The sequence below is a fragment of the Dinghuibacter silviterrae genome, from assembly GCF_004366355.1.
GTDB classification, from domain to species: domain Bacteria; phylum Bacteroidota; class Bacteroidia; order Chitinophagales; family Chitinophagaceae; genus Dinghuibacter; species Dinghuibacter silviterrae.
This window is the reverse complement of the sequence record NZ_SODV01000002.1, coordinates 876,222-901,487: the sequence shown is the minus strand read 5'-3', so window position 1 is coordinate 901,487 and position 25,266 is coordinate 876,222. Positions and strand designations below refer to the sequence as shown.

General features: G+C 55.9%; 26 protein-coding genes. 8 read left to right on the top strand and 18 right to left on the bottom strand.

The genetic code is table 11. The features are described 5' to 3' along the window. Window positions 1-28: 28 nt before the first annotated feature. A complete protein-coding gene (locus tag EDB95_RS21025; protein ID WP_133996820.1) occupies window positions 29-283 on the bottom strand; it encodes a helix-turn-helix transcriptional regulator in 255 nt (84 codons plus the stop codon). A 98-nt stretch (window positions 284-381) separates the two neighbouring features. Here EDB95_RS21025 and EDB95_RS21020 point away from each other — a divergent pair, with 98 nt between their 5' ends. Beyond that, the gene (locus EDB95_RS21020) at window positions 382-927 is read left to right on the top strand and encodes a hypothetical protein (protein ID WP_133996816.1); all 546 of its coding nucleotides are present in this window, start codon (window positions 382-384) and stop codon (window positions 925-927) included. A 2-nt stretch (window positions 928-929) separates the two neighbouring features. Here EDB95_RS21020 and EDB95_RS27905 read toward each other — a convergent pair whose 3' ends face one another. Together EDB95_RS27905 and EDB95_RS21015 are read right to left on the bottom strand one after the other, a co-directional pair. Next, window positions 930-1,055, bottom strand: coding sequence for a hypothetical protein (locus EDB95_RS27905; protein ID WP_262710551.1), 126 nt, complete (start codon window positions 1,053-1,055; stop codon window positions 930-932). Between the two features lie 12 nt (window positions 1,056-1,067). After that, window positions 1,068-2,327, bottom strand: coding sequence for a serine hydrolase domain-containing protein (locus EDB95_RS21015; protein ID WP_133996813.1), 1,260 nt, complete (start codon window positions 2,325-2,327; stop codon window positions 1,068-1,070). Between the two features lie 84 nt (window positions 2,328-2,411). Between EDB95_RS21015 and EDB95_RS21010 the strand changes: the two genes are divergently transcribed. Continuing rightward, window positions 2,412-2,876 (top strand): nuclear transport factor 2 family protein, encoded by a 465-nt coding sequence (locus EDB95_RS21010; RefSeq protein ID WP_133996810.1) that lies wholly within the window; start codon window positions 2,412-2,414, stop codon window positions 2,874-2,876. Between the two features lie 215 nt (window positions 2,877-3,091). Here the strand turns inward: EDB95_RS21010 and EDB95_RS21005 are convergent, their stop codons facing one another. The 5 genes from EDB95_RS21005 to EDB95_RS20985 all read right to left on the bottom strand — a co-directional run bounded on the left by EDB95_RS21005 (window position 3,092) and on the right by EDB95_RS20985 (window position 6,667). Next, on the bottom strand, window positions 3,092-3,301 hold the full coding sequence (locus EDB95_RS21005) for a hypothetical protein (RefSeq protein ID WP_133996806.1): 210 nt from the start codon (window positions 3,299-3,301) through the stop codon (window positions 3,092-3,094). A gap of 573 nt (window positions 3,302-3,874) precedes the next feature. Next, window positions 3,875-4,537, bottom strand: a complete 663-nt coding sequence (locus EDB95_RS21000) for a DUF4097 family beta strand repeat-containing protein (RefSeq protein ID WP_133996803.1) — start codon at window positions 4,535-4,537, stop codon at window positions 3,875-3,877. Window positions 4,538-4,540: 3 nt separating this feature from the next. Further along, a complete protein-coding gene (locus EDB95_RS20995; protein WP_133996800.1) occupies window positions 4,541-5,314 on the bottom strand; it encodes a DUF4097 family beta strand repeat-containing protein in 774 nt (257 codons plus the stop codon). A 13-nt stretch (window positions 5,315-5,327) separates the two neighbouring features. Next, window positions 5,328-6,128, bottom strand: a complete 801-nt coding sequence (locus EDB95_RS20990; RefSeq protein ID WP_134000298.1) for a zf-HC2 domain-containing protein — start codon at window positions 6,126-6,128, stop codon at window positions 5,328-5,330. Beyond that, entirely contained in the window at window positions 6,125-6,667 is a 543-nt protein-coding gene (locus EDB95_RS20985) for an RNA polymerase sigma factor (RefSeq protein WP_133996798.1), read from the bottom strand. The genes EDB95_RS20990 and EDB95_RS20985 overlap by 4 nt, the downstream gene beginning before the upstream one ends. A gap of 79 nt (window positions 6,668-6,746) precedes the next feature. On the opposite strand from EDB95_RS20985, the gene EDB95_RS20980 reads away from it, so the two are divergent. The 3 genes from EDB95_RS20980 to EDB95_RS20970 all read left to right on the top strand — a co-directional run bounded on the left by EDB95_RS20980 (window position 6,747) and on the right by EDB95_RS20970 (window position 8,480). Then, entirely contained in the window at window positions 6,747-7,187 is a 441-nt protein-coding gene (locus EDB95_RS20980) for a cupin domain-containing protein (protein WP_246073756.1), read from the top strand. Window positions 7,188-7,276: 89 nt separating this feature from the next. Continuing rightward, window positions 7,277-7,789, top strand: a complete 513-nt coding sequence (locus EDB95_RS20975) for a hypothetical protein (protein ID WP_133996795.1) — start codon at window positions 7,277-7,279, stop codon at window positions 7,787-7,789. A 4-nt stretch (window positions 7,790-7,793) separates the two neighbouring features. Further along, entirely contained in the window at window positions 7,794-8,480 is a 687-nt protein-coding gene (locus EDB95_RS20970) for a hypothetical protein (RefSeq protein ID WP_133996792.1), read from the top strand. Here EDB95_RS20970 and EDB95_RS20965 read toward each other — a convergent pair. From EDB95_RS20965 to EDB95_RS20920, 10 genes are all read right to left on the bottom strand, one after another. Beyond that, window positions 8,470-10,254 (bottom strand): glycoside hydrolase, encoded by a 1,785-nt coding sequence (locus EDB95_RS20965; RefSeq protein WP_133996788.1) that lies wholly within the window; start codon window positions 10,252-10,254, stop codon window positions 8,470-8,472. The two genes, EDB95_RS20970 and EDB95_RS20965, sit on opposite strands and share 11 nt — an antisense overlap. Next, on the bottom strand, window positions 10,251-10,979 hold the full coding sequence (locus tag EDB95_RS20960; RefSeq protein ID WP_133996785.1) for a GntR family transcriptional regulator: 729 nt from the start codon (window positions 10,977-10,979) through the stop codon (window positions 10,251-10,253). Before EDB95_RS20960 ends, EDB95_RS20965 begins: the two co-directional genes overlap by 4 nt. A 118-nt stretch (window positions 10,980-11,097) precedes the next feature. After that, the gene (locus EDB95_RS20955) at window positions 11,098-11,874 is read right to left on the bottom strand and encodes a ThuA domain-containing protein (protein ID WP_133996782.1); all 777 of its coding nucleotides are present in this window, start codon (window positions 11,872-11,874) and stop codon (window positions 11,098-11,100) included. 12 nt (window positions 11,875-11,886) lie between these two features. Continuing rightward, window positions 11,887-12,822: an ABC transporter ATP-binding protein gene (locus EDB95_RS20950; protein WP_133996779.1), complete on the bottom strand. Its 936-nt coding sequence runs from the start codon at window positions 12,820-12,822 to the stop codon at window positions 11,887-11,889. A gap of 56 nt (window positions 12,823-12,878) precedes the next feature. Further along, window positions 12,879-13,502 (bottom strand): hypothetical protein, encoded by a 624-nt coding sequence (locus EDB95_RS20945; RefSeq protein WP_133996776.1) that lies wholly within the window; start codon window positions 13,500-13,502, stop codon window positions 12,879-12,881. Window positions 13,503-13,507: 5 nt separating this feature from the next. After that, window positions 13,508-15,706: a TonB-dependent receptor gene (locus EDB95_RS20940; RefSeq protein ID WP_133996773.1), complete on the bottom strand. Its 2,199-nt coding sequence runs from the start codon at window positions 15,704-15,706 to the stop codon at window positions 13,508-13,510. A gap of 96 nt (window positions 15,707-15,802) precedes the next feature. Then, complete coding sequence (locus tag EDB95_RS20935; protein ID WP_133996770.1) at window positions 15,803-16,087, bottom strand: winged helix-turn-helix domain-containing protein; 285 nt, start codon at window positions 16,085-16,087, stop codon at window positions 15,803-15,805. Window positions 16,088-16,097: 10 nt separating this feature from the next. After that, entirely contained in the window at window positions 16,098-16,670 is a 573-nt protein-coding gene (locus EDB95_RS20930) for a hypothetical protein (protein ID WP_133996767.1), read from the bottom strand. 141 nt (window positions 16,671-16,811) lie between these two features. Continuing rightward, entirely contained in the window at window positions 16,812-17,642 is an 831-nt protein-coding gene (locus EDB95_RS20925) for a YncE family protein (RefSeq protein ID WP_133996764.1), read from the bottom strand. A 48-nt stretch (window positions 17,643-17,690) separates the two neighbouring features. After that, window positions 17,691-18,560 carry a helix-turn-helix transcriptional regulator gene (locus tag EDB95_RS20920; protein WP_133996761.1) on the bottom strand — a complete coding sequence of 290 codons (870 nt, stop codon included), beginning with the start codon at window positions 18,558-18,560 and terminating at the stop codon, window positions 17,691-17,693. 39 nt (window positions 18,561-18,599) lie between these two features. On the opposite strand from EDB95_RS20920, the gene EDB95_RS20915 reads away from it, so the two are divergent. Genes EDB95_RS20915 through EDB95_RS20905 form a run of 3 tightly spaced genes read left to right on the top strand, consistent with a single transcriptional unit; the run spans window position 18,600 to window position 25,256 of the window. Beyond that, window positions 18,600-19,841 (top strand): Na+/H+ antiporter, encoded by a 1,242-nt coding sequence (locus EDB95_RS20915; protein WP_133996758.1) that lies wholly within the window; start codon window positions 18,600-18,602, stop codon window positions 19,839-19,841. 57 nt (window positions 19,842-19,898) lie between these two features. Beyond that, window positions 19,899-22,718 carry a TonB-dependent receptor gene (locus tag EDB95_RS20910; protein WP_133996755.1) on the top strand — a complete coding sequence of 940 codons (2,820 nt, stop codon included), beginning with the start codon at window positions 19,899-19,901 and terminating at the stop codon, window positions 22,716-22,718. A 39-nt stretch (window positions 22,719-22,757) separates the two neighbouring features. Continuing rightward, the gene (locus EDB95_RS20905; protein ID WP_133996752.1) at window positions 22,758-25,256 is read left to right on the top strand and encodes a DUF5686 and carboxypeptidase-like regulatory domain-containing protein; all 2,499 of its coding nucleotides are present in this window, start codon (window positions 22,758-22,760) and stop codon (window positions 25,254-25,256) included. The last annotated feature ends 10 nt before the right edge of the window (window positions 25,257-25,266 follow it).

The following is a 25,266-nucleotide window of genomic DNA, read 5'->3' as shown; positions in this document are numbered from 1 at the left end:
TTTACCGGCTCGACCATTTACTGCGGCACTAGCGCCGCGGTTTTGGCCTGGACATAGGCCGCACCGGTGGCTTTGCTTTCTGCCGGGACAACACCGGGATGGGTTTCACCGGTTTTATCCTGAATTTGTTCAGGTACATGCGCATCTGGGAAGGGACAAACCGGACGCACTTTTGAGAGAGTTTAATGAATGGGATCCTCCTTTCACAGACCCACTTGTCGATGGCCTTGACACTTACGCCCAACACCTCGGCTATCTCTTTCTTATTCAATAGCTTTTCCATACTACAAGGTTCTAAAATATTGCTTTTATACACTTTATTGCAATAAAAATATAGCTTTGCAGGGAAACTTCATAATATTATATTGTCAAAAACAAGAAATGAGTATAAAAACGGATATTGAACGGGTGCTCAAGGACCTCAGACGATATGGCAAGGACCGGCGCACGATCGAGCAGGAACTCCGGTACTCACCGAATTATATCGATCAGATGTTGTCCAAAGGCGGCAACGCACGATTTTATACTGCTTTGAAGCGTTACCACGACATGCTCACCCAGCAGGCCCAGGAGGAAACGGTGGTGCGGGAAGACCCGGCTCCTTACGGAAATGCATTCTGGTCGTATATCCCCGAATACAGGCATTGCAATTACGCAACCACTGCCCACGGAAGCGCCATGCACCCCTTGATCCTCCACAACGCCATCGTGGGCGGTAAGCTGCTCTCCGACCCGGGATTCGTCGTCTACGGGGAAATATACATCATACGCACCCAGAACGGGATGGAGACGATCCGTTATGTCCAGCCGGGAGCCGGCGACAACCTTCTACTGGTAGCGCTAAAGGAAGGCGTCCCGGCCACGGAGTTGCGCAGGGAGGACATCGAGTACATGTATCATGCGCAGTTCGTCGTGAATCCGTTGTAGGATCAGTCGTTTTGTTTACCGGGAGGGGGTGGCAACGGCGGCGGTGCGTGCGAAACGACGCCGGACCGCGTCACCGTAGCGATCCGGATGTTCATTTTTGTAAACAGCGCGTCTTTGTGAAAGGACAAAAGCTATTTTTTTCATGGCAAACTTTGATAAACGACTTGTTCGAATTTGGCTGCCAGGTCTCCATGGCTGTTGGGGGTCTGCTGGGTCATGATGAGGCAGACCAGCTTTGCCTTGGGATCGGCCCAGTAGGTCGTCCCGAAAAACCCGCCCCACGAAAACGTACCCTCGTTGCGGGCTCCGCGGGCCGCTCCCTTGGCGCTGGTGATCTCGAAGCCCAGGCCGAAGTTATCGGTGCCGTTAAAAGGCGCGTCGAGCTGGCCGCTGGTCATCAATTCCACCGTGCGGGGGGCGAGGATGCGGGCGCCGTTGTAAATCCCTTTGTTGAGCATCATCTGGAGGAAGACGGCGTAGTCCCAGGCTGTGGAAGTCAACCCCGCGCCACCGGAGAAATAATGCTTGCGCACAAGTGGATAATCCGGGTCGATGTCATGTTCACCTTGTGCCCAGCGATGGATGTGATGCCCGTCGTCTTCAGTATACACCGCGCTGAGCCGGCCGGCCTTGGCCGCCGGGACGTTGAAATAAGTGTCCTTCATGCCCAGGGGGCGGAACAACCGCTCCCGCAAAAAGGTCTCCAGGTCCTGGCCGCTCATGACCTCGATGAGACAACCGATAAGGTCCACACTCAAACCATACTGCCACTTTTCTCCCGGCTGGTGAACCAGCGGTAACGCGGCCAGGGCGTTCATGCGTTCTTTCAGGTCCTTGTCAAAAACGCCCAAACCGGAAGGGATACCCGCCTTTGCATAGATGGCTTTCATCGCGTCGCTGCCGATCCCGGGATAGTCCAGACCGGATGTATGGGTCAACAGGTCACGGAAGGTAATTCCCCGTTTAGCCGGGACCGTGGTATAGGTGGTGTCCGTCTTATTAAACTGATCCAACACCGTCATCTGCGCGTAAGCAGGCAGAACGTCCGAAATGGGTTCGTCCAGGGTAAACCGCCCTTCTTCCCACAATGTCATCAGCCCGACGCTGACGATCGCCTTTGTCTGCGAAGCGATGCGGAACAATTCGTCCGGCATCATGGGCTTCTTCGCCTCGGCGTCGGCATATCCATAGCCCTTGTTTTGGATCAGCCGGTTGTCTTTGATGACCAGGGTGACGGCCCCCTTGATCCACCCGTTCCGGACGTATGTATTGACCAGGGTGTCGATACGCCCCAGGCGGGTATAATCGATGTCTGCCGCGGGGGAGGGGTGTTGCTGGATGACCTGGGCACCGGTGGTGCACCAGGCGAATACAGAGAGGAGAAGCAGGGCTTTCTTCATATGGACAATATAGGTCAATTTTGCCGCCTGGGGCCTACCTTTATGTAAAACCTTGCCCATGGTACGGTCTTGCTTCCTGGTTCTGTGCACCCTTGCCCTCGGCGTCTGCACTTCCGCCCAAACCGCCCCGGGGGGGCCACCCCGGGAGTTGCCTCCCAGGCAGGCGCCGCCGGAGACTCCGTAAAGGCCGTCGTGACGCAATTGTTCGATGCCATGCGCAAAAGCGACTCTGCCCTTATCCAGGCTTGTTTCGCGCCTGGCGCGCTCCTCCAGTCACTGGACGAAAAAAAGGAGCCCGTCACAGTGGTGACGGACCCCATTTCGCAGTTTGCCCACATTATTTCCGCGCTGCCCGTGGGGGCGGCCGACGAGCGGCCTCGTATCGACGCGGTCAGGGTCGACGGGAACCTGGCGACCGTATGGGCGCCTTACCAGTTCTATTACAAGGGTACCCTACACCATTGTGGGGTGGATTCCTTTCAACTGATCCGTTCCGGTGGCGTCTGGAAGATTCAGTACATTATCGATACGGAGCACCGCTGTCCATAAACTACGTATAAAAACGGATTTACAAAGTCCCCGGTTCTAACGATTTTTATGGAAACAAATACCATGAATAACAATTTGGGCAAGAAATTAACCCCTAAAGAGCTCCTCAACATCAGGGGTGGGAATGCATGTCTGAGCGGCAATTCGAGCTGCACAGTGGAACCCCTGCGGTGCTGTCCCGGCCTCGTCTGCAATGGCACTACCTGCGTGAAAGCTTAAGGGAGGGGACGCGCCCCGAATATCTCCGCCAGCTTCGCGTCCAACTGCGCTTCTGTGGGATTATATAACACGATGCGGCCTTCCGGATCGAGGAGGACATACATGGGGATGTACGCGCTCAGGTAGAGCTGCCCTACCCTTGCCGGCATCATCGGCTTGGGGAACTCGTCGCATACCTGCGTCCAGGGCATCTTTTCCTGATCCATTGCCTTGAACCGGCTATTCCAGTTGGAGTCATCTGAAACGCTGACGATGTCGAACACCTTGTCGGGGCAATGCTAACAGGGCTCCACCCAGCGGGGATGGCTTTCCCTCAGGGATAGCACAAGCTGTCCCTGAAGTCGATCATTTGGTATTACCGCTGATCGAAGACAGGATGAACCTGGAGCTGCCGCGCCGCATGACTGAGAAGTCCGGCACCACCTGGCCAGAATCCAGAGCCCTGCACATTGGTGGAAAATGCAGGAAAGCGCTGTTAATTTAGACAAATCCACAGTCCTCCGCCTTCATTGACGCAAGGCCCAATGCAACAGTCCTCGTTCATCTGACAGAGCTGTCCCTTTTCTTTGCAACGCCCGACTATGCACATACTGCCGGAGCAAATTGTCCCCGGGGGGCATGGCGGAAAGCCTGGACCACACGGTTGACCACCACCTACGATTCTTTTCATGTCGTCCTTTGAAAGTCTCTCGGCGATTTTTGATAACACATTTATTTTATCCATCATTTCTATGGTTTTACCCTATAAATTACTACAAAAAAGGAATTCTCCAAAGCTGTCATAGTCCCTCCTTTGCCTTCCTCAGGAAAATATCCCCGCTGATGGTCTCCAGGTCGATGGATTTGCCCCCACCCCCGTTCAGGGTCGTGACGACATTCCCCCCGACCTGGTGAAGGTAGTGTTTGTCCTGCACCTCCAGGTTGAGGTTGGAGTACATGTTGCCGCTGATGGTCCTGAACTTCAGGTCGGCCTTTTGAGCGGGGTTGACGGCCATGTCAACGAACCCGCTGATAGAGTGGGCGCGGACGGCGCCGGTCTGACCGGTGATGGTGATGTTGCCGTTGATGGTTTCGATCGAGACGTCGGTGCCGGCGGGCACGTATACCGTAAAGGCCGCCTGTACATTGTTACAGTTGCAATTGCAGCCTTTGTTCTCTTCGATCTTTTCCAGCCGCGTCTTTACCTCCACCTTGTCCGGCGATTTATCGAACGTCACGACATATTTGTCGTTCTCCTTGTTGTCGTTCACGTCGATGGATCCTTTGACCCAGACCTCGTTTTTGTCCCAGGTCACGACCTGGATGGAATCGACGATCTGGATGTCCAGCTTTACGTGGCCCCCCGCCCCCAGGGGGACGTGCTCGTCCACGAGCCGGGGCGTCTGGGCCCTTGCCGCGGCGCTGCCGGCGGTCAGGAGCAGTAGGGTGATCAATGTTTTCATGGTCTATCCTTTTCTTAAGTAGATGTTGCCGCTGATGTCGGTGATCTTGAAGTCGACCCCTCCTCCGTTAAGGTTGGCCTTGACACTGCCGCCCCCGACCTTTTGCATATCCTTGCTGGCCTGTTTCAGGTCGAAGTCGGTATACATCCCTCCAGACATCGTGCTCATCTCCAGGTTGATCGGCGCACTGGCGGGAAGGGTCACGTCGATTTCGCCGCTGATGGAAGCAATGGAAATGGGTTTGTCTTTGGACACCTGTGCAAAGGCAACCTTAATGTCGCCGGCGATGGTCGAGAGTACCAGCGGCCCGGTGACGTTTTTAAGGGTGATGTCGTGGCAGTTGTCGACGTCCACTTCATTGGTCATGTTGGAGATAATGACCGCCGAGGAACGCTCGCATCCCCTTTTGACCGTGAGCCGGAGGTTGGAGGGCACCTTGATCTTGTAGTTGGCGTCCCGGTTAAACGGAAGCACGCCATGGACAAAAATGTGTCCGCCGTCTTTCGTCACGCTGAGACCGATCCCGGTATTGTCGTCGCCACCGGGAAAAACGGCTTTGAGACCCTTGGCACGTTCGGGCGTTTCGCCCATGCCCTCGGTGGTAATGACGATTTCGTTCCCGCTGTAGCCTTCTATGGGCAGGTCGCCATTGATGTCTTCCAGGAAAAGCTGGGCGTCTTTGACCGACGATACGTCGATCTTGTATTCCTGTGCGTGCAGGGTACGGGAAGCCAGGAGCAAGGCGCCCAGCGCCAGCCCATAAGTCAGAATCTTCATAATATGTGTTTGGTTATAGTTTGTTCAGTTCTTTGCGGGCCATGTCTTTGACCTCTTTGAGCGTCTTTTGGTTGTCGAGCAGGTTCCGGATCGGCTGTATGGCCTTGGGTTCCCTTCTTTCGCCGAGGATATTGATGAGTACGATTTGTATGATGGGTTCGGTCTGCCGGCCCAGCGACGACACCAGGGAGTCCGTTACCGCCCGGTTGTCGTTGTACCGCGCCAGGGAATATAGTGCCGCCAGGCGTACGTTCACGCTCTTGTCGGTGTTCAAGGCCCCCACCAGGGCATTGATGACCCGCTGGTTCGGCGCCGGTATCTCCTCTGCATAGTTGACGGCCTTTATCCTTTCGCTGGCCGATTCGTTGCCCAGCATATTGATCATCAGCGTTTCCTTCACGTCCTTTACCGCATTTTTCAGGTCGGCTACCTCCTTGGAAGAGGCGGCTTCGGAGCCATTGTGTATCCGGTATCCGATACCGATCCCCAGGAGAAGGATCGCTGCCGCCACCGCCGTTTTCCCGAGGGCCGACCACCAACTCATAGCGACCAGCTTGCCGGCGTCCCGGCGCTTCGACGCCTCCATTGCCACCGTTTCCGCTTCCACCATCGCAAGGAAGTTATCCTTCAGCGCAATGGAGGGTCGAAGGGGCCGGTCGTTTTCCATGGCTTTAAAAAGTTCCCTGATCTCGCTCGACGCCTGGCTACATTCCGGGCAGGTCAGCAAGTGACGGTCCACGTCGGCCTTCAGGGAAAGGTCCAGCGTCTCGTCTATCAATTCCGGCAACATCGCCTGTACTTCTGCACAAGTCATGTGAAATAGTATTGTCTCAGTTCTTTGATGGCCCGGTGTATCCGGACCTTGATCGCGGGCACCGATATATCTTTGATCTGTGATATTTCGTCGTATTTCAACCCCTGGTAGCGGCTCATCACGATCAGCTCGCGTTGCTCCGGGTCCAGTTTTAACAGAGCCGCATCCAGTTGCACCAGGTGGTCCTCGTTATACCGCTCTCCCCCGTCCGCCAGCCGTTCCAGGTGCTCCTCCGCGTGTTTGTACCGGTCCGGGCGCTTTGCCTGTTCGTTGCAAAAATCCACATGGATATTCCTCGCCATCCTGTACACCCAGCTTTTAAAACTGCCCTGCTCGACATTAAAGGTCAACCGGTACTTCATCACCCTGTAAAAAAGCGTCTGCGTCAGGTCCTCGCTCGCCGGTTTGTCGAACGTCAGCTTCCAGAAGAAGTTGAACAGCTTCAAATGGTAACGGTCGAACAGCTCCGTCAGTTCCGACAGGTGGCCTTCTTTGACCCTCAACATTATTTTCTCATCGGACAGTTCGACCGGCAGCATTCGGCTATTTTGGGGGTTTACATCTATTTATACCCGGGGATGGGGAAAAGGTTACCGGAATTTCCGTATTTTTTCTTGTATGCGGTATATACTCTTATTATCGATCCTGTTTGGGCTGGCCGCGCCTATGCGGGGGCCGGAGCCCGTTGGGGGCCTTGAGCCCGCCGTCCGGGGACCTGAGCCCTTTATCCTCGAACATGAGCGCGACATTGCCCAGGTCCAGCCGGGGCCTCATAACGGTACGGGCACCACCATTGCGTATAGCTTTTTTGCCCATGCCCAGGGGCTTACCCTGGTTTTCCGCAAACGGGTCTTGCTGCCGGGGGCGTCCATTGGGTACCACCTTCAGGAGAAGGATGAGATCTACTATATTCTCAGCGGGTCCGGCACCATGCGGATGAATGACAGCTCCTTTACCGTTCGGGCGGGGGATGCGGTGTTGACCCGGCCGGGGAGTTCGCATGGGGTGTTCGCGGGGGCGGATACATTGGTGGTGTTAATCAATTACTTGCAGAAGTAATAGCTTGTTCTTTGTTCGCGAAATGCGAACAGTGTTTTAAATTATGATTTACATTTTGCAAATTGTAAATCGAAAATGTATCTTTGGGCATGCGAAGTCACAACGGCATGCGTCCTCAGGATATCGTCATCCTATTGAAGGTTATTATCTACGGAGAGCACCCCTGGCAAAACAAGGACCTGGCGAGTGAACTATTTCTTAGTCCCGCAGAAATTTCATTGTCCCTTCAGCGAAGTGCTGTTGCAGGATTGATTAACCCCGAAAAACGGAGGGTACACCGGCAAACACTGATGGAATTTATCGAATACGGGCTTCATGTTGTATTTCCTGTTATCCCCGGTGGCATTGTCAATGGACTTCCAACGGCGCATTCACATCCTTTTATCCAACAATTCATTAAGAGCGAACGAGCCTACGTGTGGCCAGACGCCATGGGGAAGGTAATAGGCGAGTCGATCCTTCCGCTTTACGATAATGTCACTCACGCCGCCGCAAAAGATGATGATCTTTACAAGATGCTTGCTTTGATCGATGTGATCAGGGTGGGCAAAACGCGGGAGCTTAAGATCGCGATTGAGGAATTACATCGGATAATATTGTAGCCGTATGAGCGATCACACAAATATTGTACGCATCAAGGCAGTGAATCAAGCGCTTGCCGGCCTCTTAGGGCAGAATTTTGTTTTCGTAGGGGGTGCTGTTTCGTCGTTGTATGCCGACCGTGAAACGAGAGAAATCCGACCTACAGATGACGTCGATGTCTTGGTTGAAATCTACACCAGGATGGCATTTGCGCAACTGGAGGAGCACCTTCGTTCATTGGGATTTAAAAATGATACCAGTGCAAAATTTGTCGGCCGGTTTCTCATGGACAACCTAATCGTTGATTTTATGCCTCTGGAGGAAAAAATACTGGGTTTCAACAATAAGTGGTATCTCGAAGGGTTTAAGAACTCCATATTGATAATACTGGACGAGCGGAATACCGTCAATATTTTTAAAGCGCCTTTTTTTCTAGCCGCCAAGTTTGAAGCATTCAAGAGCAGAGGGAAAAATGATGGACGTGTCAGCACTGATTTTGAAGATATTGTCTACGTCCTAAACAATAGAAGCAGTATATGGCAAGAGATGGCAGAGTCAGAAAGTGTGTTAAGGGAGTACTTAAAAACTGAGTTTGCCGATTTGCTTGCCAACCGAAACGTAGAAGAATGGCTGAATGCGCATATTAGCTTTTCAGCAGGGGCAGCGAACACCTATCTATTGCCCAACATTAGAAAATTCGTCACTGACTAACCAACGTCACAAAACTCCCCTCCTCCAACTTCAAAGCCACCTTCCCCCCCACGACCTTCAAAGGCGCCTCCACCTCCATCGACTTCGTCGCACTCGTCACATACACGCGAAGGGTCTTCACTGCCGCCGGCACCCCCTCGATGAAAGCCTCGCAGGTAGCCCCGTTGTTCACAATATGAATAGCAAAGCCCCCCTTGGGTGGATTGCCGAGGGCCGCGCATTCGATGTCGGAACGATCGCAGGATACGGGCAAAAAGTGCAGACCAAAAGGTGTCGCGGACAACTGCCGCAGGTTCCAAAACCGCTGTGTAGGACGGAACATGCCGTTGTCCCCGCAAAGGCCGTTACCGGCCAGCAGGGAATAGTCGCTGGTCAGTTGCCAGGGAAGAATGCTGGTAGGTTGACAGACACCCAGGATACGGGTATAAATCATGATCTCTTTCAAAGCATACGATGGATCCTGGAAAAGCACGGGGTACCTCCAGGCGCCTGCGTCTATGCCGCCCTCGGCAACAAGAAGGGGTACGCCCAGCTGGGTGGCCGCGGCCGACCAGGGGCTGAGGTGGGCGGTGTCCCAGCCCCTCCAGGCATGGAAGGACACGGCGCCGATATACGGGCGGGCGGCAGTGTCGGCCAACGCCGGTTGGATAAAGGCTGGATCGAGCGCGTCGCCGTTGTCGCCCAGCAGGAGTTTCGTATGAAGGCCGCGGGAAGCGAGATAGGCGCCCAGGGCTTTGATAAAGGCGTCGTGCTCCTCACCGGTCATGCGGACGTTGATACCGATGTTGGATTCGTTGAGGGAAAAATACCTGACCTCGGTGCCATAGTGGTCGTGCAAACAGGCGATATAGTCGGCGATGGACTTGCAAACGTCCGGAATACGGGTGGGGTCGAGGTGATTGTTTGTGGGTTGGTAGGTCCCTTGAACGGCCCAGTCCGGGGCGGACCAGGCGGACAAAACAATAGGGATACCCATTTTGGAAAGACGGGCGGCCATGTCCATGGCCTGCGTGATGACCGTGGGCAGGTGGCCAAAAGAATCCAGGGGATGGTCGTCCAGATGGGGTTGCCAAAACCGCCAGGGCAACTCCACCCTCCCCCACGCGACGCGAAGATGGCTGAGGTTGTAGTCGATGACCGGCGGATCGAGCCTCGGGTTTTGCAACCGGAAGTTGCCCCCGATTCCGTCGAACACGCGGCCGGGGTGGTCGGCATGGACCGTCAACTGTACAGGAGCGCGGTCGACCGGGCCGCTTACCCGGAGGTCGATCGTCGCTTTAAGGGTATCCCCCAACGAGACGTCGCCCTCATGGAGGGGGATGTTGGCCTGGGTGGGCGTGCCGGAGTAAAGGGCATGGCTGCCGGACGGCAGCGTATAGACGATCGTGTCGGGTGGCCCCGCTTCCACGGGCACCTGCAAGGAAAAATAAATGCCTTCCAGGTGTTGGTCGGCGGCGGCATAACAGGTAAGGTGCACCCTCGCGCGTCCTTCGCCCAGGTCTTCGACTTCTTCGGTGAAATAAAGGCTGTCGATACGGGTCGTCACCCATTGACGGTGGCCATCCCTTCCGTACCGGGGTTGTTGCTTATCCCTGGCGGTGCTGACGATTAGCGTCCCATCCCCGGAGACGACCCTCAGACTGGTCATGAACGGGATAAACCGCCCATGGAGCCGGATGCCGTTCAGGTTGCCCCAGGGCTCCAGCTCAACCTGGGCAAGGGTCGGGGCAAAGGGCAGGGTCGTGAGCAGCAGCAGGGAGAAAAACAGCTTCATGGTTTCTTGATGTCTATCGAATAGGTAAACTTGTCGGCACGATAGAAGCCTGTATTGTATTCGATGGGCCGGTCTCCCGGATCGTAGACAAACCGCTCCCGGAAAAGGACGGGCGCGTGAGGTTCCATCCGCAGTTTCCTGGACACAGGACCCGCCAGCCGGGCACTGATGTGTTCGCTGGACCGCACGACCACGACCCCGAATTTTTCTTCCAGGAGGTGGTACAATGGACCGGAAAAGTCTTCGTGTTCCGTCAACCCGATCCGGGGATGAAAAAAGCTTTCGAAGTACACAAAAGGTTCACCCGCCGTGCCCCTCAGCCGGGACAGTTTGACGACATTGCGGTGGAGGGGGATGTTAAAAAACTTGGCCACCTTTTCGTCCGCCTTTACCTTTTCCACCCGGACGTCAAGGTTTTCCACCTGGACACCTTGCTGGAGCATTTCTTCCGTAAAGCTGTACCAATGATCCAGACCGGTAGACAGGGCACGTTGGGCGACTTTTGTCCCTACACCCTTTTTGCGGACGAGGAGTCCTTCGTATTCCAGCTTATTGGTTGCCTGGCGGATCGTATTACGTGACACCCCCAGCCGGTTGGCCAACTCTACTTCCTTCGGGAGGAAATTCCCGCTTCGGAATTCAGGAGCGTCGATCAGTTTTCTGATCAGCTCCTCGACCTGGGTGTGGAGAGGGATCTTGCTTTGGTGGTTGATCTGCAGCTTCATGAAGGGTCAAACCTACACATTTTGTGGCAGAAGTCCCGCTGGGGAGGGAAAAAGTGCCCGCCGGGCGGCGACTTCCCGGGCGCAGGCGCCCTGTGGGGCGGGCCGGCCGGGGCCCGACTCACCGCGCCGCCGCGGCTCCGCCCAGCCACTGCAACGCGTGCACGATCAGGCTATCCTGAGGTGCACTATCGAAAGTGTGGGACAGCTCAACGTTTGTATGATGCTCATAGTCGATGTCGTTATGCCCCATATTCAGGTAGATCATCCGGAAACGCCGGTTGGTCCACACAACGGGATAATAGCCGCTGTGCCAGATCTCGGATGGCTTTGGCCCGGTCCCCAGCGGGAAGCTGGAGGGGTCTATCGACGCCAGGATGTCTATATCGGGGTTGGTGCGGAGGTCTTCGGACCAGCGATACCATTCGCTGGGGGCGGTGGTAAACCGGGCGGGCAACCCTTTGGTGGCCGGGTGGTTCGGGTCTTCGACGCGCAAAACAGCGGATACCGGTCTCCAGGTATTGCTGACATAGGAACCCGAACCGAGAAACGTGTGGTGATACCAGGGCCAGTTATCCGGGTAGTCTGATGGGGTCAGCGCAAAAGCAGCAAAGTGAAAACCCATCCATCCCCCGCCGCGCTCCATATACCGCTGAAAGGCCGCCCGCTGGGCCGGCGAATCGGGCCGGGTATCCAGGAAAAGCACGACCTGATACCGGGAGAGGACGCTGTCGTTGAGGTCATTCCAGTCCCGGGTGGAGTCGTAGGTGAAGTGGTAGCGGGCCGCCATCTCCGGGAACCAGCGGTTGGCCTCGTGGACAAAGCTGATGTGGGCCTGGTCGTTGCGGGCAGTATAAAAAGCCAGGACGTGGAAAAGGATAACGGTCGCTTTATTCATTACGTCGAGGGTTTAGAGATACCAGGCCTCACCGGGCGCGGGTGCCAGGTACACCTTGTCGCCCGCCGATACACCGGTTTCCCGGGTATTGACGGTAAGCGGTCCCGAACCGGTGGACACCGTGACGTCAAAGGAATCGCCTAAGTAGGCTACCCTCGTCACCGTTCCGGGGATACCCTGACCGTTGATCTGCAGATCGGCGGGCCGGAGAAAACGCCTTCTCCCGTCTGCATCGGGGATCAGGTTATAGTCCCCGAAAAGGCCGCCCACGTATTCGTTCGCCGGGCAACGGTACACCTCTTCCGGCGTCCCCGTTTGAACGATCACACCACCCCGCATCACGAGAATCCTGTCCGCCCAGGGAAGGGTGTCCATCGGGTCGTGGGACACCAGCAAAACGGTCAGCCCCAGTTGCTCCCCGATGTCCTGTACCACGGTCTTGAGGATACCCTTATGAATCAGGTCCAGGTTGGAATAGGGTTCGTCGAGCAGGAGAAGGCGCGGAGCGCCCACCAGAAGCCTGGCCAGGGCAATGCGTTGTTTTTCCCCCCCGGACACCTGGTGTGTCTTTCGCTTTAAGAACGGCGTAATCCGGCAGATGTCGAATATCTTTTGCGCCGCTTCATCCGGCAGTTGATTGGCGTAAGCCAGCACTTCCTCCACCCGGTAGTTGTTGCGCAACTCGAAGTGCTGGGACAGGTAGGCAATGCCCGGGTGCCCCATGATGAGTTGTTCGTCGGGCCCCAACACACGTTTGTCCAGAAAGAGGACCTGACCCGCGTCGGGCTGGGTATACCCCGCAATCATTTTCAAAAGGGTGCTTTTGCCGGAGCCGGACTCCCCCACGATGGCCAGGCGTTCGTGTTCCTGTTGGGAAAAACGAACGTCTTGGACGACCGTGAGGGAGCCTTCGGTTTTGCGGATGTCGGTTACGGTGAGAAATTTCATGCGCTCAAAGGCGCAAAGATACCGAACCCGCGACAAATACGCGCCGGGCCTGCGCGTCAATTGCACTTCGACAGGTAGTCGTTGTTGTCCTGCTCGCCCCAATACGGCTTCAGTATGGACGTCGTATCCTGGCGGGCAAAAAGCTCCTTTGCCTTTTCAAAATCCGGTTTTGCCTTATCGGGCCCGCCTCCCCAAACTTTGGGTTTGTGGAACAGGGGCACCCCTTCCAGGTAGTATATACGGGGATTCGAGGGGTTCACCTGTTTGGCCTTTGCCAGGCTCGCATTAAAGACCGGCAGACACGTTTTCCACCGGCTGGAAGGGTTTACCATCATACGGGCATAGGCCACATACGCGGTAAGCACCTGTCCTTCGTCCGAGTTGGGGTGGAGCGCGTTCATCTGCGCAACAAATTTGTCCGCCTCGTCCAGCAAGGCGTCTTTTTTCGCCGCTTCGTCGACCTTTTGGGAAATAAACGCTTTGGCGTAGGCCGCATAATAATTGGCGGCCCACTCCTGGCCCCAATGGGCGGCGATCAGGGAAAACCGGTTGCCCGCCTGCATCAGCGCACCTTCGTCCCGGGCGGACATCAATTTTGTGTAGGCGTCCCCGAGGGAACCGCTAAGGCTCTGGGCTCCTGCGCTACCTACCGTCAGGAGGGCCAGGGCAATGAACATCATTTTTTTCACAAATCATCTTTTTTGAAGGCAGTTAAAGAAAGGTATACACCAAAAAGAACCGACCTGTTCTGAGGCGGAAGCACCGGTACCTTCACCGCCCCGTCGGCGGAATACCGGTATCCGAGTACATTCCGGTAATTGGTCAGGTCGTCCACGTTTACATAAAAAGCAGCAAATACCCTGTGAAAGGTGGCGAGGTAGCTCACCTTGCCCGAAATATTCTGATAGGCAGAGGCCCGGTCGCCAAAAAAAGTGGCGGACGCCGGGTTATAGTAGGGCCGGCCGCTGGCATAGTTGTATCCCGCGGAGGCAAAGACGTGTCCATTTGCCGAGAGATACTTCAGGATCAGGTTGAGGTTGTGGGTGGACACGAAGTCAGGGGTGGCCTCTGCCAGGTAGTTCTGGTACAACCGCCGGGTGTCCACATAGCTATAGGTAATCCAGTAGTCGATGTAAGGAATACTGACCTTATCCCTCCAAAACACGTCAAACCCCCGGGCAAAGCCATACCCTGTATTGTCCACCGTACCAAAATCCGTACGATACGGATTGGGGGTGTACGGAACACCTTGCTCCCGGACCAGGTGGCGGTACCGTTTGTAGTAGGCTTCCAACCGGAAAGAACGGTTTTCGCGGATCCATTCGTAATTGACCAGATAGTGGATGGCCTCCTGGAACCCGGGCCGGTAGCCAAAAAGAAGGTAATTGGCGGACGCCTCCTCGTAGAACAAACCGGTGGCCGCCCCCAGTTGGCCGTGGATGCCGGTACGAACCGCCAGCGCCATCCGGGGCGACGCATCGGCATTGCCAAGAAGGGCGCTGTACTCCGCCCGGAATCCCGGTCTCACCGCGAGCCAGCGAACCGGTTTATACTCCGCTTCGGTGTACCCTGCCAGCAGGGTTTCGTCAAAGGTCCCCTTGAGCGTGTCATACTGTTCCCTGTACCCGAAATGCTGTACTTCGCTCCCATAAGTCAGCCGGAAATGGGACCGGTCCTGGTAGGTCGCCTCCACCCGGGCCTGTACACGATGGTCATAACGCAGAAAGGGCGTGTCGTTCCAAAGAATGTTGTCCTCGTTGTTGCTGTACCCAAGGTCGGTCAACAACCGCCAGCGCCCCGACAAAGGGCGGGCATAAGAATTATACAAGTCGAAATTCTCGTTATGAAGGTTATAGCTTACCAAGCGGCCATAGTCGTCCGGATCCGGTACATCCGCCCCCGTATGGCTGGTGCCGTAGGAAAAATTCACCTTATACAAACCCCCATCCGCCGCCTTCGACGCCCATTTTGTCGTCACGCCCGCATAGACCGGCTTTGCAAAAAACGCGTCGTTCGTTTTGGACAATCCATAGTACGGACCGAAGTCTGTATAATTCAGAAAATACTCCAGGCCGTCGTTTCCGTTGCGCAACGCCCCCGACAGGATCAACCCCGCCACGTTCGCCGAAAGGGAGACGCTGGTGGTGTCCGGGAGGTCCGTCGTTTGCAACGCCAGCACGGACGAAAGGGCTTGTCCATACCGGGCCGGATAGCCACCGGTACTAAAAGAGGTCCCCTTGAGCTGAAAAGGTGTAAACCGGCTCCGCTGCCCCACCCCCGGCACGTCGCTGAAAAAAGCGTTTTGCTGCGTGGCGCCGTCGACGACCACCACCGTTTCGCTCGCGTCGCCTCCCCGTACAAACAAACCCGTTTGGTCACCTCCGTTGCGCTGTACACCCGGCAGGTTTTGCACAGCACCCACGATGTCCCCCGTCGACCCCGCGTTTGACATAAGATCCACCGGTTTCAACACGGTCAGCAGGCGGTCGTCCGTGGCCTCAATGGTCCCGGCGGTGATGACCACCTCCCCCAGGTCCTTCGCCACCGATGTCATCCGGAGCTCTATAGTATCCGCCCCCGGTGTGACCGTCACCTCCAGGTCCTTGAATCCGATAGCCGTTACCACCAGGACCAGGGGCCCCTTTTGTTCCGTCTCCAGCGAAAAGTATCCCGCGGAATCCGTCGAAGCGCCCTCCAGTGTGTTCTTTATCGTTACGGACGCGAAGACGACCGGGTGGCCACGGCCGTCCGTGACACGGCCGCGCAGCGCAATTCGCGCATGCGCCGCGCCCAGGGCGCCTGTCGCGGCTGGCTGTGGCTGCGTCCCCCGGGCGCTGGCCACTGCGGCCAGGAGCAATATGATAGAGAAAAAAAAGGTTTTCATAACTAATGTAGTTTATATTATAAACTAAAAGAATCAAAAAAAACCGCGTGAGCGGGATCACAGGGCGCGGCGTGAGCCGCAGGCCACGGGCGAATTTTACAGGTGCAAGTACTTCTTTATATCCTTCACATACCGCTCAAACGCGCGCTTCCCCTCGGGGGTAAGCTTGCAAAGGGTATGAGGGTAATTATTTTGGTATTCCTTTATGATCTCGATGTACCCTGCCTCTTGCAGCTTTCTGATTTGTTGGCTGAGGTTGCCCTGGGTTGTGCCGGTGACCTCCAGCAGGTGGCTGAAGCCGGCCTGTTTCAGGGGAATCAGGGCGGAAACCACGGCCAGGCGGACAGGCGTATTCAAGACAGGATCCAATGAGCGATACATCACCAATACATTAAGAACCGGAACGCCGGAGCATATAGCCAGGTACGAGGTAGCCGGCGATAAATACCAATCCTTGTAACAATGCTTTATAGGGATCGGGGAGGAACACCGAGGCCATCGAAGCGAGCAGGAACAGGGCGCCCCCTGCCACGAGGGGCCGGAAACGCATGACGGCTCCCGTCGCAAATGTTCCGATCCCGCCCATCAACAATGTATAGGTAAAGGGCGTATTGCCCTGGAAAACATTGATGAGCACTACGAGGATAAACCCGATCCCCACGGCGAGCCAGAGCTTGGCCATGTAAAAGTCAAGATAACTCTGCACGGTCATGGCCCTTCGACGGAAATACAGGAAGGTCAAGACGATGCCCACCGCGGCCGCCACGGGAAAGGGCAGGAAGCTCAGCCGGAAACCGGTGAACTCCTGGAGGCCAAAAGACAGCAGGCTGGCCCCGGCCATCAGCCATCCCCAAAGCAGGAAACAATAACTGTGCTCCCGGATATTGTCCCGGGTCCTTGCGATCACCGAAGCGATCAGTTGCAGGCTCTCCGCGGGCTGGAGGGTGTCGTCGGTCGTATCCATACAAACAATTTACTTTATAAAAGTAATGTAGTTTATAATACAAACCAAATTTATTTTGCAGCCCGGAGCGCGAGAGGCGCCCGCCCGGAGCGCGCCGCCGCGGGGCGACGGCGACGCGGGGCGACGCAGCGGCGCGTTACCCTAGGGCCGCGGTATAAAGAGAATCTTACCCGTAAGGGTCTCCGGGACAATGAATTCCACGCCGTGGACGCAGAAATCGGCCGGGCCGGCAATAAAAGTGCGGGCAGCACCGGCGCCGCCGCCCAGCGGCACCTCGCTAACCGCGTGCGACCGCAGGTCCAACGCAAGAATCACCCCCTTTGAATCCTGCACACCTCTCCAGTCGGAGAAGTAAAGGGTATCCCCCACCCGGTCTACCCCATCGAGGAGACCACGGTAGTTGCAAAGGGGGGTGACGGAAAAGGAAGAAAGATCGATGGCGACAACACGGCCGTCGTTGCTGCCCCAGTGACCGACACCGACACAGTACAACAAATGATGCGCGCCATCGTAACAAAGGCCGTTGGCGCCGGTGACGGTATCGGACAGAGGCAGGGCACGGCAGGACAGCGAAGAGAGGTCTATCTCGTAGACCTTTCCGTTGTCGGTGGCGGAGGCGTAGAGTTTGCCGTCGCCGAGGGCGAGGTCGTTGAGGAAGTGGGTGCCGGGGATGGGGAGGTCGAGGACGCGACGGCGGGTAGGGATGTCGATGCCGACGATGTGGTCGATATCGGCGACGTATAGGGTCTGCCCGTAGAGCGCCATGCCTTTGGGGGCATCGAGGCTGTCGAAGAAGTGGGTGACCTTGTGGGTGGTGAGGTCGACGCAGCTGATGTAGCCGTCTCCGTCTTTGCCGGTGGCATCGAGGGTGCGGCCAATGTTGGAGACGTACAAAACGTTGCCGGAGGGAAGGACGCTTTCGGGGTGATCGAACCCGGAAATCAGGGACAGGACAATAAGAAGGAAGTACATATTTTTTTTCCTTCAAAACTACCCGCGCCGCAAGACAGCGGGTTTGGTCTATCGTCCAAAAAGTATCGCGGGCGGTTCAGGGGCGAGCTGGCGCTGTTTGGGCGTGATGCCGTAGCGTTCTTTGAAGGCATGTATGAAGTGGGCGAGGTTTTGGAAGCCTGTTTCGTAGCAGACTTCGGTGACATTATACCGGGCGTCGGTCAGGAGGAGGTGGGCTTCCTGGAGACGGCGTTGCTGGATCCAGCGGCGAGGGGGCATGCCGTAGACGGTTTCGAATTTGCGCTTGAAAGAGGACAGGCTTTGGCCAGCGAGAAAAGCCCATTGTTCGAGGGTAAGGGGTTCCTTGTAGTGGGCTTCCATGAGGGCATGGAGGGGATCGGAGGGGGCGGTGGGGCCTTTTCGCAAAAGGGTGCTGAAACCCTTATTGGCAGGGGCGGTGGCGAGTAAGGTAAGGAGCTCACGGATCTTTAATGGAAGAACCGTTTCGAGCCGGGGCTTTTCATAAAAGCGGTCGAAGTAATGGGAGAGCTGGGCGACGAGGTCATCGATGAGGGGGTCCTGCCGGAGCAGCATGACGGGGTCCAACGAAGCAGAGACAGGTTCAGAGGGAAGAAGGAGCGAAGCCAGAAACGCGTCGGAGCACCGGATGACGAGCGTCACATAACCGCCGGGGCCGTTTCCTCTTCTTTCAGTGCGGAGGTAGTTGCCGCGGGCGGCAAAAAAACCTTCGCCGGGGCCGATCTCTACTTTGCCACCGGTGTGGTAGAGGTGTTTGCGGCCTTTCAGGACGAGGGAAAGGATGCTGTGATCCAGGGACAGGCAGGCCCGTTCGGTGTCCTCGTATTGCACATAGCGGACCATCCGAAGGTCGTCACCGGCGGAAAGGACGTGTTGGGGGGCTGAAAAAATGTCCTGCATGACGTGGCTAAGTTAGCCAAATTGCATAAGTTTATCGCAATGCAGAACTATGGCTTCGTCCTGTTGATCTTAGCGGTCATGATCGGGTTGTCGGCGCTGGCGCAAAAGGCGCGCGTCCCTATGCCGGTATTGTTGATCACCGCGGGGATCGTATTGGGGTTTATTCCTTCTGTGCCAAAGGTGGAACTGGACCCGGATGTGATTTTCCTTATTTTCCTGCCGCCGCTTTTGTTTGATGCGGCTTTTAATATACCGGCGGCGGAATTCCGGGAGAACCTGCCGACGATCAGCACGCTGGCGATCACGCTGGTCTTTATCACGACGGCGGGGATCGCGGTGGCGGCGAAGTTCCTGATCCCGGGGATGACGTGGCCGCTGGCTTTTGTGTTGGGGGCTATCTTGTCGGCGACGGACGCGGTGGCGGCGCTGAGCATCACGAAGGGGCTGGGGCTTCCGCACAAAACGACGACGATCCTGGAGGGGGAGAGCCTGGTGAACGACGCCTCGTCGCTCGTGGCCTACAATTTTGCGGTGGGAGCGGTGACGGGACTGGCCTTTGTCTGGTGGAAGGCGGGGATCCAGTTTGCCATCCTGATGGCGGGTGGATTTCTGGTGGGCTTTGTGTCGGGCAAGGTGCTGTCGATCATCCTGACAAGGTTAAAGGAGAATTACGCGGTATCGGTGAGCTTTGTGTTCCTGGCGCCCTTTGTGACGTATCTGCTGGCGGAAGCGTTGCATGTATCGGGAATCATTGCGGTCGTGGTGTTGGGGATCGGCATCGGACAGTTTAGCAATAAGGTGCTGCCACCGCACCTGAAAAATCAGGCGAAGGCATTTTGGGAAATCATCATCTTCCTGCTCAACGGGCTCATATTTATCCTGATAGGGTTGGAATTTCCATTTGTGATGGCGCACATCGACCACAAGCGGATACTTCCCTACCTGGGATATGCGCTGGTCATCACCGTCGTGGCGCTGGCGCTGCGGATGTCGCGTATTTTCCTTCAACAGGCAGGGCTTCAACGGGCCTTCCAGTCGACGCGGAGACGCCGGAAGCCAAGCGAGGCAGCGCTTTTGGATACCCGGACGAGCCTGATCATCGGGTGGTCGGGTATGCGGGGGATTGTGTCCCTGGCGATTGCGATCGGTTTGCCGTATACTTTTCCAGAACGCGGCATGATCATCTTTATATCGGTGGCGGTGGTGCTTTTCACCATCTTCGGCCAGGGGCTGACGCTGCCGTGGCTGATCCGGAAACTGGAAAAGCGTCTGCCGATTTAGCGTACGCGTTCACCTAGTTGGCCGGAGAAAAAACAAAATGGCTATTACATTAGCCGTATGAGAACGCGACTGGCCTTGACGGTGCTGGTCTGCTGCTTTTTTGCCCTTCAAACCAACGCCCAGGCGAAGCTCAGGGGTTCCGTAAAAGGCGCAGTAGCGGACACCGCGGGCAAACAAAGCATGGAGGACGCTACGGTGTCCCTGACACCGGAACAAGACTCCACCAACATCCAGTTTGTCATCACGGACAAACATGGGGCTTTCCAGTTCAGAAGCCTGCCCGTGGGCCGGTACCGGCTGCTGATCACCTTTGAGGGATATATGCACATTGCCAAAGCGTTTACCGTAAGTGCTACGCACGCGGACTATGACTATGGCACCTTATATATGCAAAGGATCACGGACAAATTGCCGGACCTGGTGATCCAAAGTCCACCGATTACCATCAAAAAAGATACGGTCGAATACAACGCGGATATGTTTGCCACCAAGCCGAATGCGGTGGCGGAGGATCAGATCAAAAAGCTACCGGGGATACAGGTGGACGCGAGTGGCAACATCACTGCCCAGGGGGAGAAAGTGCAGCGGGTATTGGTGAACGGGCGGCGGTTTTTCGGGGACGACCCGAAACTCGCGACGCGCAACCTGCCGCCGGACATCATCGAGAAGTACCAGGTGTTTGACGACCTGGACGACCAGAGCAAGTTTTCGGGGTTTGATGATGGGAACAGGGTGAAGACGATCAATATCATTACCAAAAGGGACAAACGAAAGGGCTATTTCGGGCGGGCGATCGCGGGGCTGGGGACGGACGAGACGTATAACGAGAGCGCCAATTTCCACCGTTTTAACAACGACCAGCAGATCTCGCTGCTGGGAGAGGGCAACGACATCAACAAACAAAACTTTACAGTCCAGGACATCCTGGGGTCCTCGGGGAGCCGGAAGGGCAGCGGGGGCGGGCCGGCGGCGGCCACGTACCAGGGCGGATCGGGGATCACCACGGTCTGGGCAGGGGGCGCCAACTACAGGGACGACTGGGGGCCGAAGATGGATGTGGCCGGCAGTTATTTCTACAACTATAACCATGTCTCTACGAATACCCAAAGCCTGACCGAGCGCTTTTTTGACCAAAACCAGGATACCTCCAACACGACGCAGCGGACCTCGCCTGCCATCGCGCGGACCACGAACCAGCGCGCGAACTTTAACCTGGAGGACAGGATCGATTCAAACGACGCTTTGGTCGCCCGCCCCAATATCGCGTTCCAGACGACCAGCCCGAACTCCTCGTCCGTTTCCTCCACCGTGGACCAGAACGGGCGGCCCATCAACAGTTCCACGTCAAACGCCTATGGCACCACATCCGGCTTTAACATCAACGGCTCGAACCTGACGTACCGGCACAAATTTGGCAAGGCACACCGGACCCTGTCACTGGACCTTACCGGGACGGTGAACAACAACCAGGGGGACGGATACAACAACGCGGTCAATACCTTTTACAACCTGGATTCGACACAGACGCTCAGACAGTATTACAACGATACGCTGCGGTCGGCCACCCTGAGCCCTACCCTGTCGTATACGGAACCGGTGACACGGAACTCCATCTTCGAGCTGAACTACAACCATACCTATACCAAAAACGTCGCCACGAACAACACCTACGACTATGACAATGCGGTGAAAGGCTATACGAGCTTTGACAGCCTTTTCTCGAATTCCTACCGGTTCCTGTCAAACTCGGACCGGTTTACGCTGAACTACCGGGTTCAAAATCCCCGGTACAACTTAAGCGTCGGTTCGGGAGTCCAGTTTATCCATTTCAACAGCCTTAATACGACAAAGGACATAGACGTGGCGCACAGCTTTGTGAACCTGACGCCCACGGTCAATTTTACGTATTCGTTTTCCTCCTATCAGCGGCTGCGGTTCTATTACATGGGCCGGACGGGGACGCCGTCCGCCTCCCAGCTCCAACCCCTCACAACGACCAGCGACGACATCAACTATACAGTGGGCAACCCGAACCTGAAGCCGCAGTTTACACACAGCATCCGGATGCTGTACTCGTCCTTCAACCCCTCTAACCAAAACGTGCTGTTCGCGACACTGAACGCGAGCACGATCGTCAATGACATCCAAAGCGAAATCACACCCAACAACAAGGGCGGGCAAACGACGACGTCGGTGAACCTGAATGGGACGTACAATGTGGCGGGTTATTTCGAATATGGGTTTGCCCTTAAACATCCGAAGTCGAACCTCAATTTTATTACCAACATTAATTACAACCAGAGCCAGACGCTGGTAGACTCAGCCCATGACTATTCAAAAAATACTGGCCTCTCCGAAGAACTCTCCTGGACAACAAACATCAAAAAGAACTTTGACATGAACCTGAGCGCGAATTCCACCTATAACATCGCGCTCAATACGTTGCGGCCCAGCCAGGACTTTGACAACTTTTCGGAGGTTGTCACGGCGGAAATCACGGCCTATACCAACAGCGGCTGGCTGATCGCCACGGACTTTACCTACACGTATACCAACAACCGGACGCCGGGGTATAACGCCAGCGTGCCGCTCCTGAGCCCGTCCATCGCCAAGGAACTTTTTAAGAAAAAAAACGGGGAGCTCCGATTAAGCGTCTTCGACCTTTTGAACGAAAACACCTCGGTCAGCAAAACCGTGAGCCTGAACCAAGTCTCGGACAGCAGAACGACGACGCTCACGCGATACGTGATGCTTACTTTTACGTACAATCTAAACAACTTTGCCGGTTCCAAGCAACGGCGGATGCCCGGGGTCTTCCCGGGGAGGTTCAGGGATGGCGGCTTTGGCGGAGGAGGCGGTTTCCGGAAGGGAGGCTAATTTGCCGCTTTCTTCCAAAGTTGGTATCTTATCGGCGCCATGCCCCGTCCCTTATTCATATTGCTCATCTTTGTCTGCTGTGTCCGGCCGGCCATCGGCCAGGTCAGGATCATCACCGGTACCGTCGTGGATTCCGCCAGCGGTTCACCCCTTCCCAATGTAAGCGTGACCGTCAAGGGCGCGCGGGCAGGGCGAATCACGGACGCGCAGGGGCATTTTAGCATCGAAGTGACAGGGAGTGCCCGGCGGCTGGTGTTTACGGCCACGGGCTATAAGGCGCTGATGGTGACGGTTTCCGACACTACGCCTATAAAGGTGGCGTTGACAGTCGCCTATACCTCCATGGCGGAAGTGGTCGTCAAAAGCAAAAGACACTACCGGAATAAACACAACCCCGCGGTGGAACTGATCCGGGAGGTCATTGCCCACAAGTCCCGGAACGCACCTTCCTCCTACCCTTTCCTGACTTTTGACCAGTACGAAAAGCTGCGCCTTTTGTCGGACCAGCCGCCGCGTTTTCTCCGGGAGGGAAGCGTGCTCAGGAAATACAGCTTTATCCTTGATAACCCGGACACGACCCTGGTGCCGGGCAAACACCTCATTCCGCTGTATATGGAAGAAACCGCCTCCCGGAATTATTACCGGCTGTCACCCCTAAGGCGGAAACAGGTCATCCTCGGGCACAACCGGGTCAACTTAGGCGAATACGTGGACGCGGGCGGGATCGGCGCCATCATTGCCTGGATGTACAACGACTTTAGCGTGTACGACAACACCATGACGATTTTTACGATCCAGTTCATGGGGCCGCTGGCGGACCTGGCGCCACAGTTCTATATGTATTTTATCCGGGATACGTCGGTAGAAAACGGGACAAAAGTGGTACACGTTTCTTTTATGCCCCGCGACCCGGAGGACCTTCTTTTCCGGGGGGAATTATACATCGCCCTGGACAGCAGCTATGCCGTCCGGAGGGCGGACCTGCAAACGGGAAGCCACGCCAACCTGAACTGGGTCCGGTCGTTTAATGCCCACCAGGAATTCGAGAAGGGTCCGTCGGAACGGTACTATCGTTCCCTGGCGCGCGAGACAGCCTTTCTGAGTCCGTTTCCAAAAAGCAGGGGCTTTTTTGGAGAGCGGACGATGATCGTTCGCCAGGTGAATGATTCGACCTTACCCGACTCGGTTTTCCACGGGTTGCCGGTGGATACGACCCTGGCATCGGTTCCTTTGCCGGATACCTTTGCCCGCCCCGTGCCCCTGACCCAAAGCGAGGCGGAGACCTTTACGCGCATCGACAGCCTGGCCCGGATGCGGTCATACAGAAGAACCATGGATATCCTCACCCTGCTCTCGGTGGGGTACAAAACGCTGGGGCCCATCGACCTCGGCCGGGTGGGCAACTTTTATTCCTTTAATCAGCTGGAGGGGCAACGGTTCCAGGTTGGGGGCCGGACGAACACGCATTTCAGCACGCGCTATTTTGGAGATGGATACATCGCCTACGGGACAAAAGACAGACAGTGGAAGTACAACCTGACCGCTACCTATTCGATCAACCACAAATCGATTTATACCTATCCCTTTCATTTTATACAGGTCAATTACCAGCACGACGTAAAGAACCCGGGGCAGGAAACCGAATTCACCCAGAACAATAGTTTCCTGTCTTCCTTCAGCCGCGGCATTGGCGGCAAATGGCTGTACAGCGACGTGGCGAGCGTGTCCTATATCCGGGAGTTTGGAGACCACTTTTCCAGTACCCTCCAGGCGAAATACTGGCAACAAAGCCCGGCCCAGTCGCTGGTATACCTGTATGGCACCGATACCGTCCGCCACCTCACGACCACCCAATTGTCCTTTACGCTGGGCTGGGCGCCCCATCAGCAATTTTACCAGGGCAAACTGACCAGAAGGACGATCACCAATAAATACCCGGTCCTTTCGCTTCAATATTCCAGGGGCATCAAGGGGCTGGCGGGGGGCGAGTACAACTATGACGCCTTTCACCTGAACGTGTTCAAACGCTGGTATGTCGCACCCCTGGGTTTTACAGACATCACCCTGGACGCGGGGCTGATCACGGGCAATCTGCCTTTCCCGCTGCTCGTGATTCACCCGGCCAATACGGCGTATTTCTATAGTTTCAGCGCCTACAACCTGATGAACGTGGCCGAATTCGTCAGCGACCACTACGCGGGGTTGAACCTGGAGCATTATTTCAACGGCTTTTTCTTTAACAGGATCCCGTTACTCAAACGGCTACGCTTACGCGAAGTCGTCGCGGGAAAGATCCTGTTCGGGGGCGTCCGCAGCGAAAACGATCCCTTGCAAAACCCGGAGCAGATGAAGTTCCCGGCGCTCAATGGAACCAACACCATCTATACGCTGGGGAGTTCACCGTATATCGAGGCGAGTGTGGGGATTTACAACATCTTCAATATCCTGCGGCTGGATTATGTACAGCGGTTTACCTATCTGGGGCACCCGGGTATTTCCACCTCGGGGATACGCTTTAGTACCAGCTTGGATTTCTAAGATTTTCCCG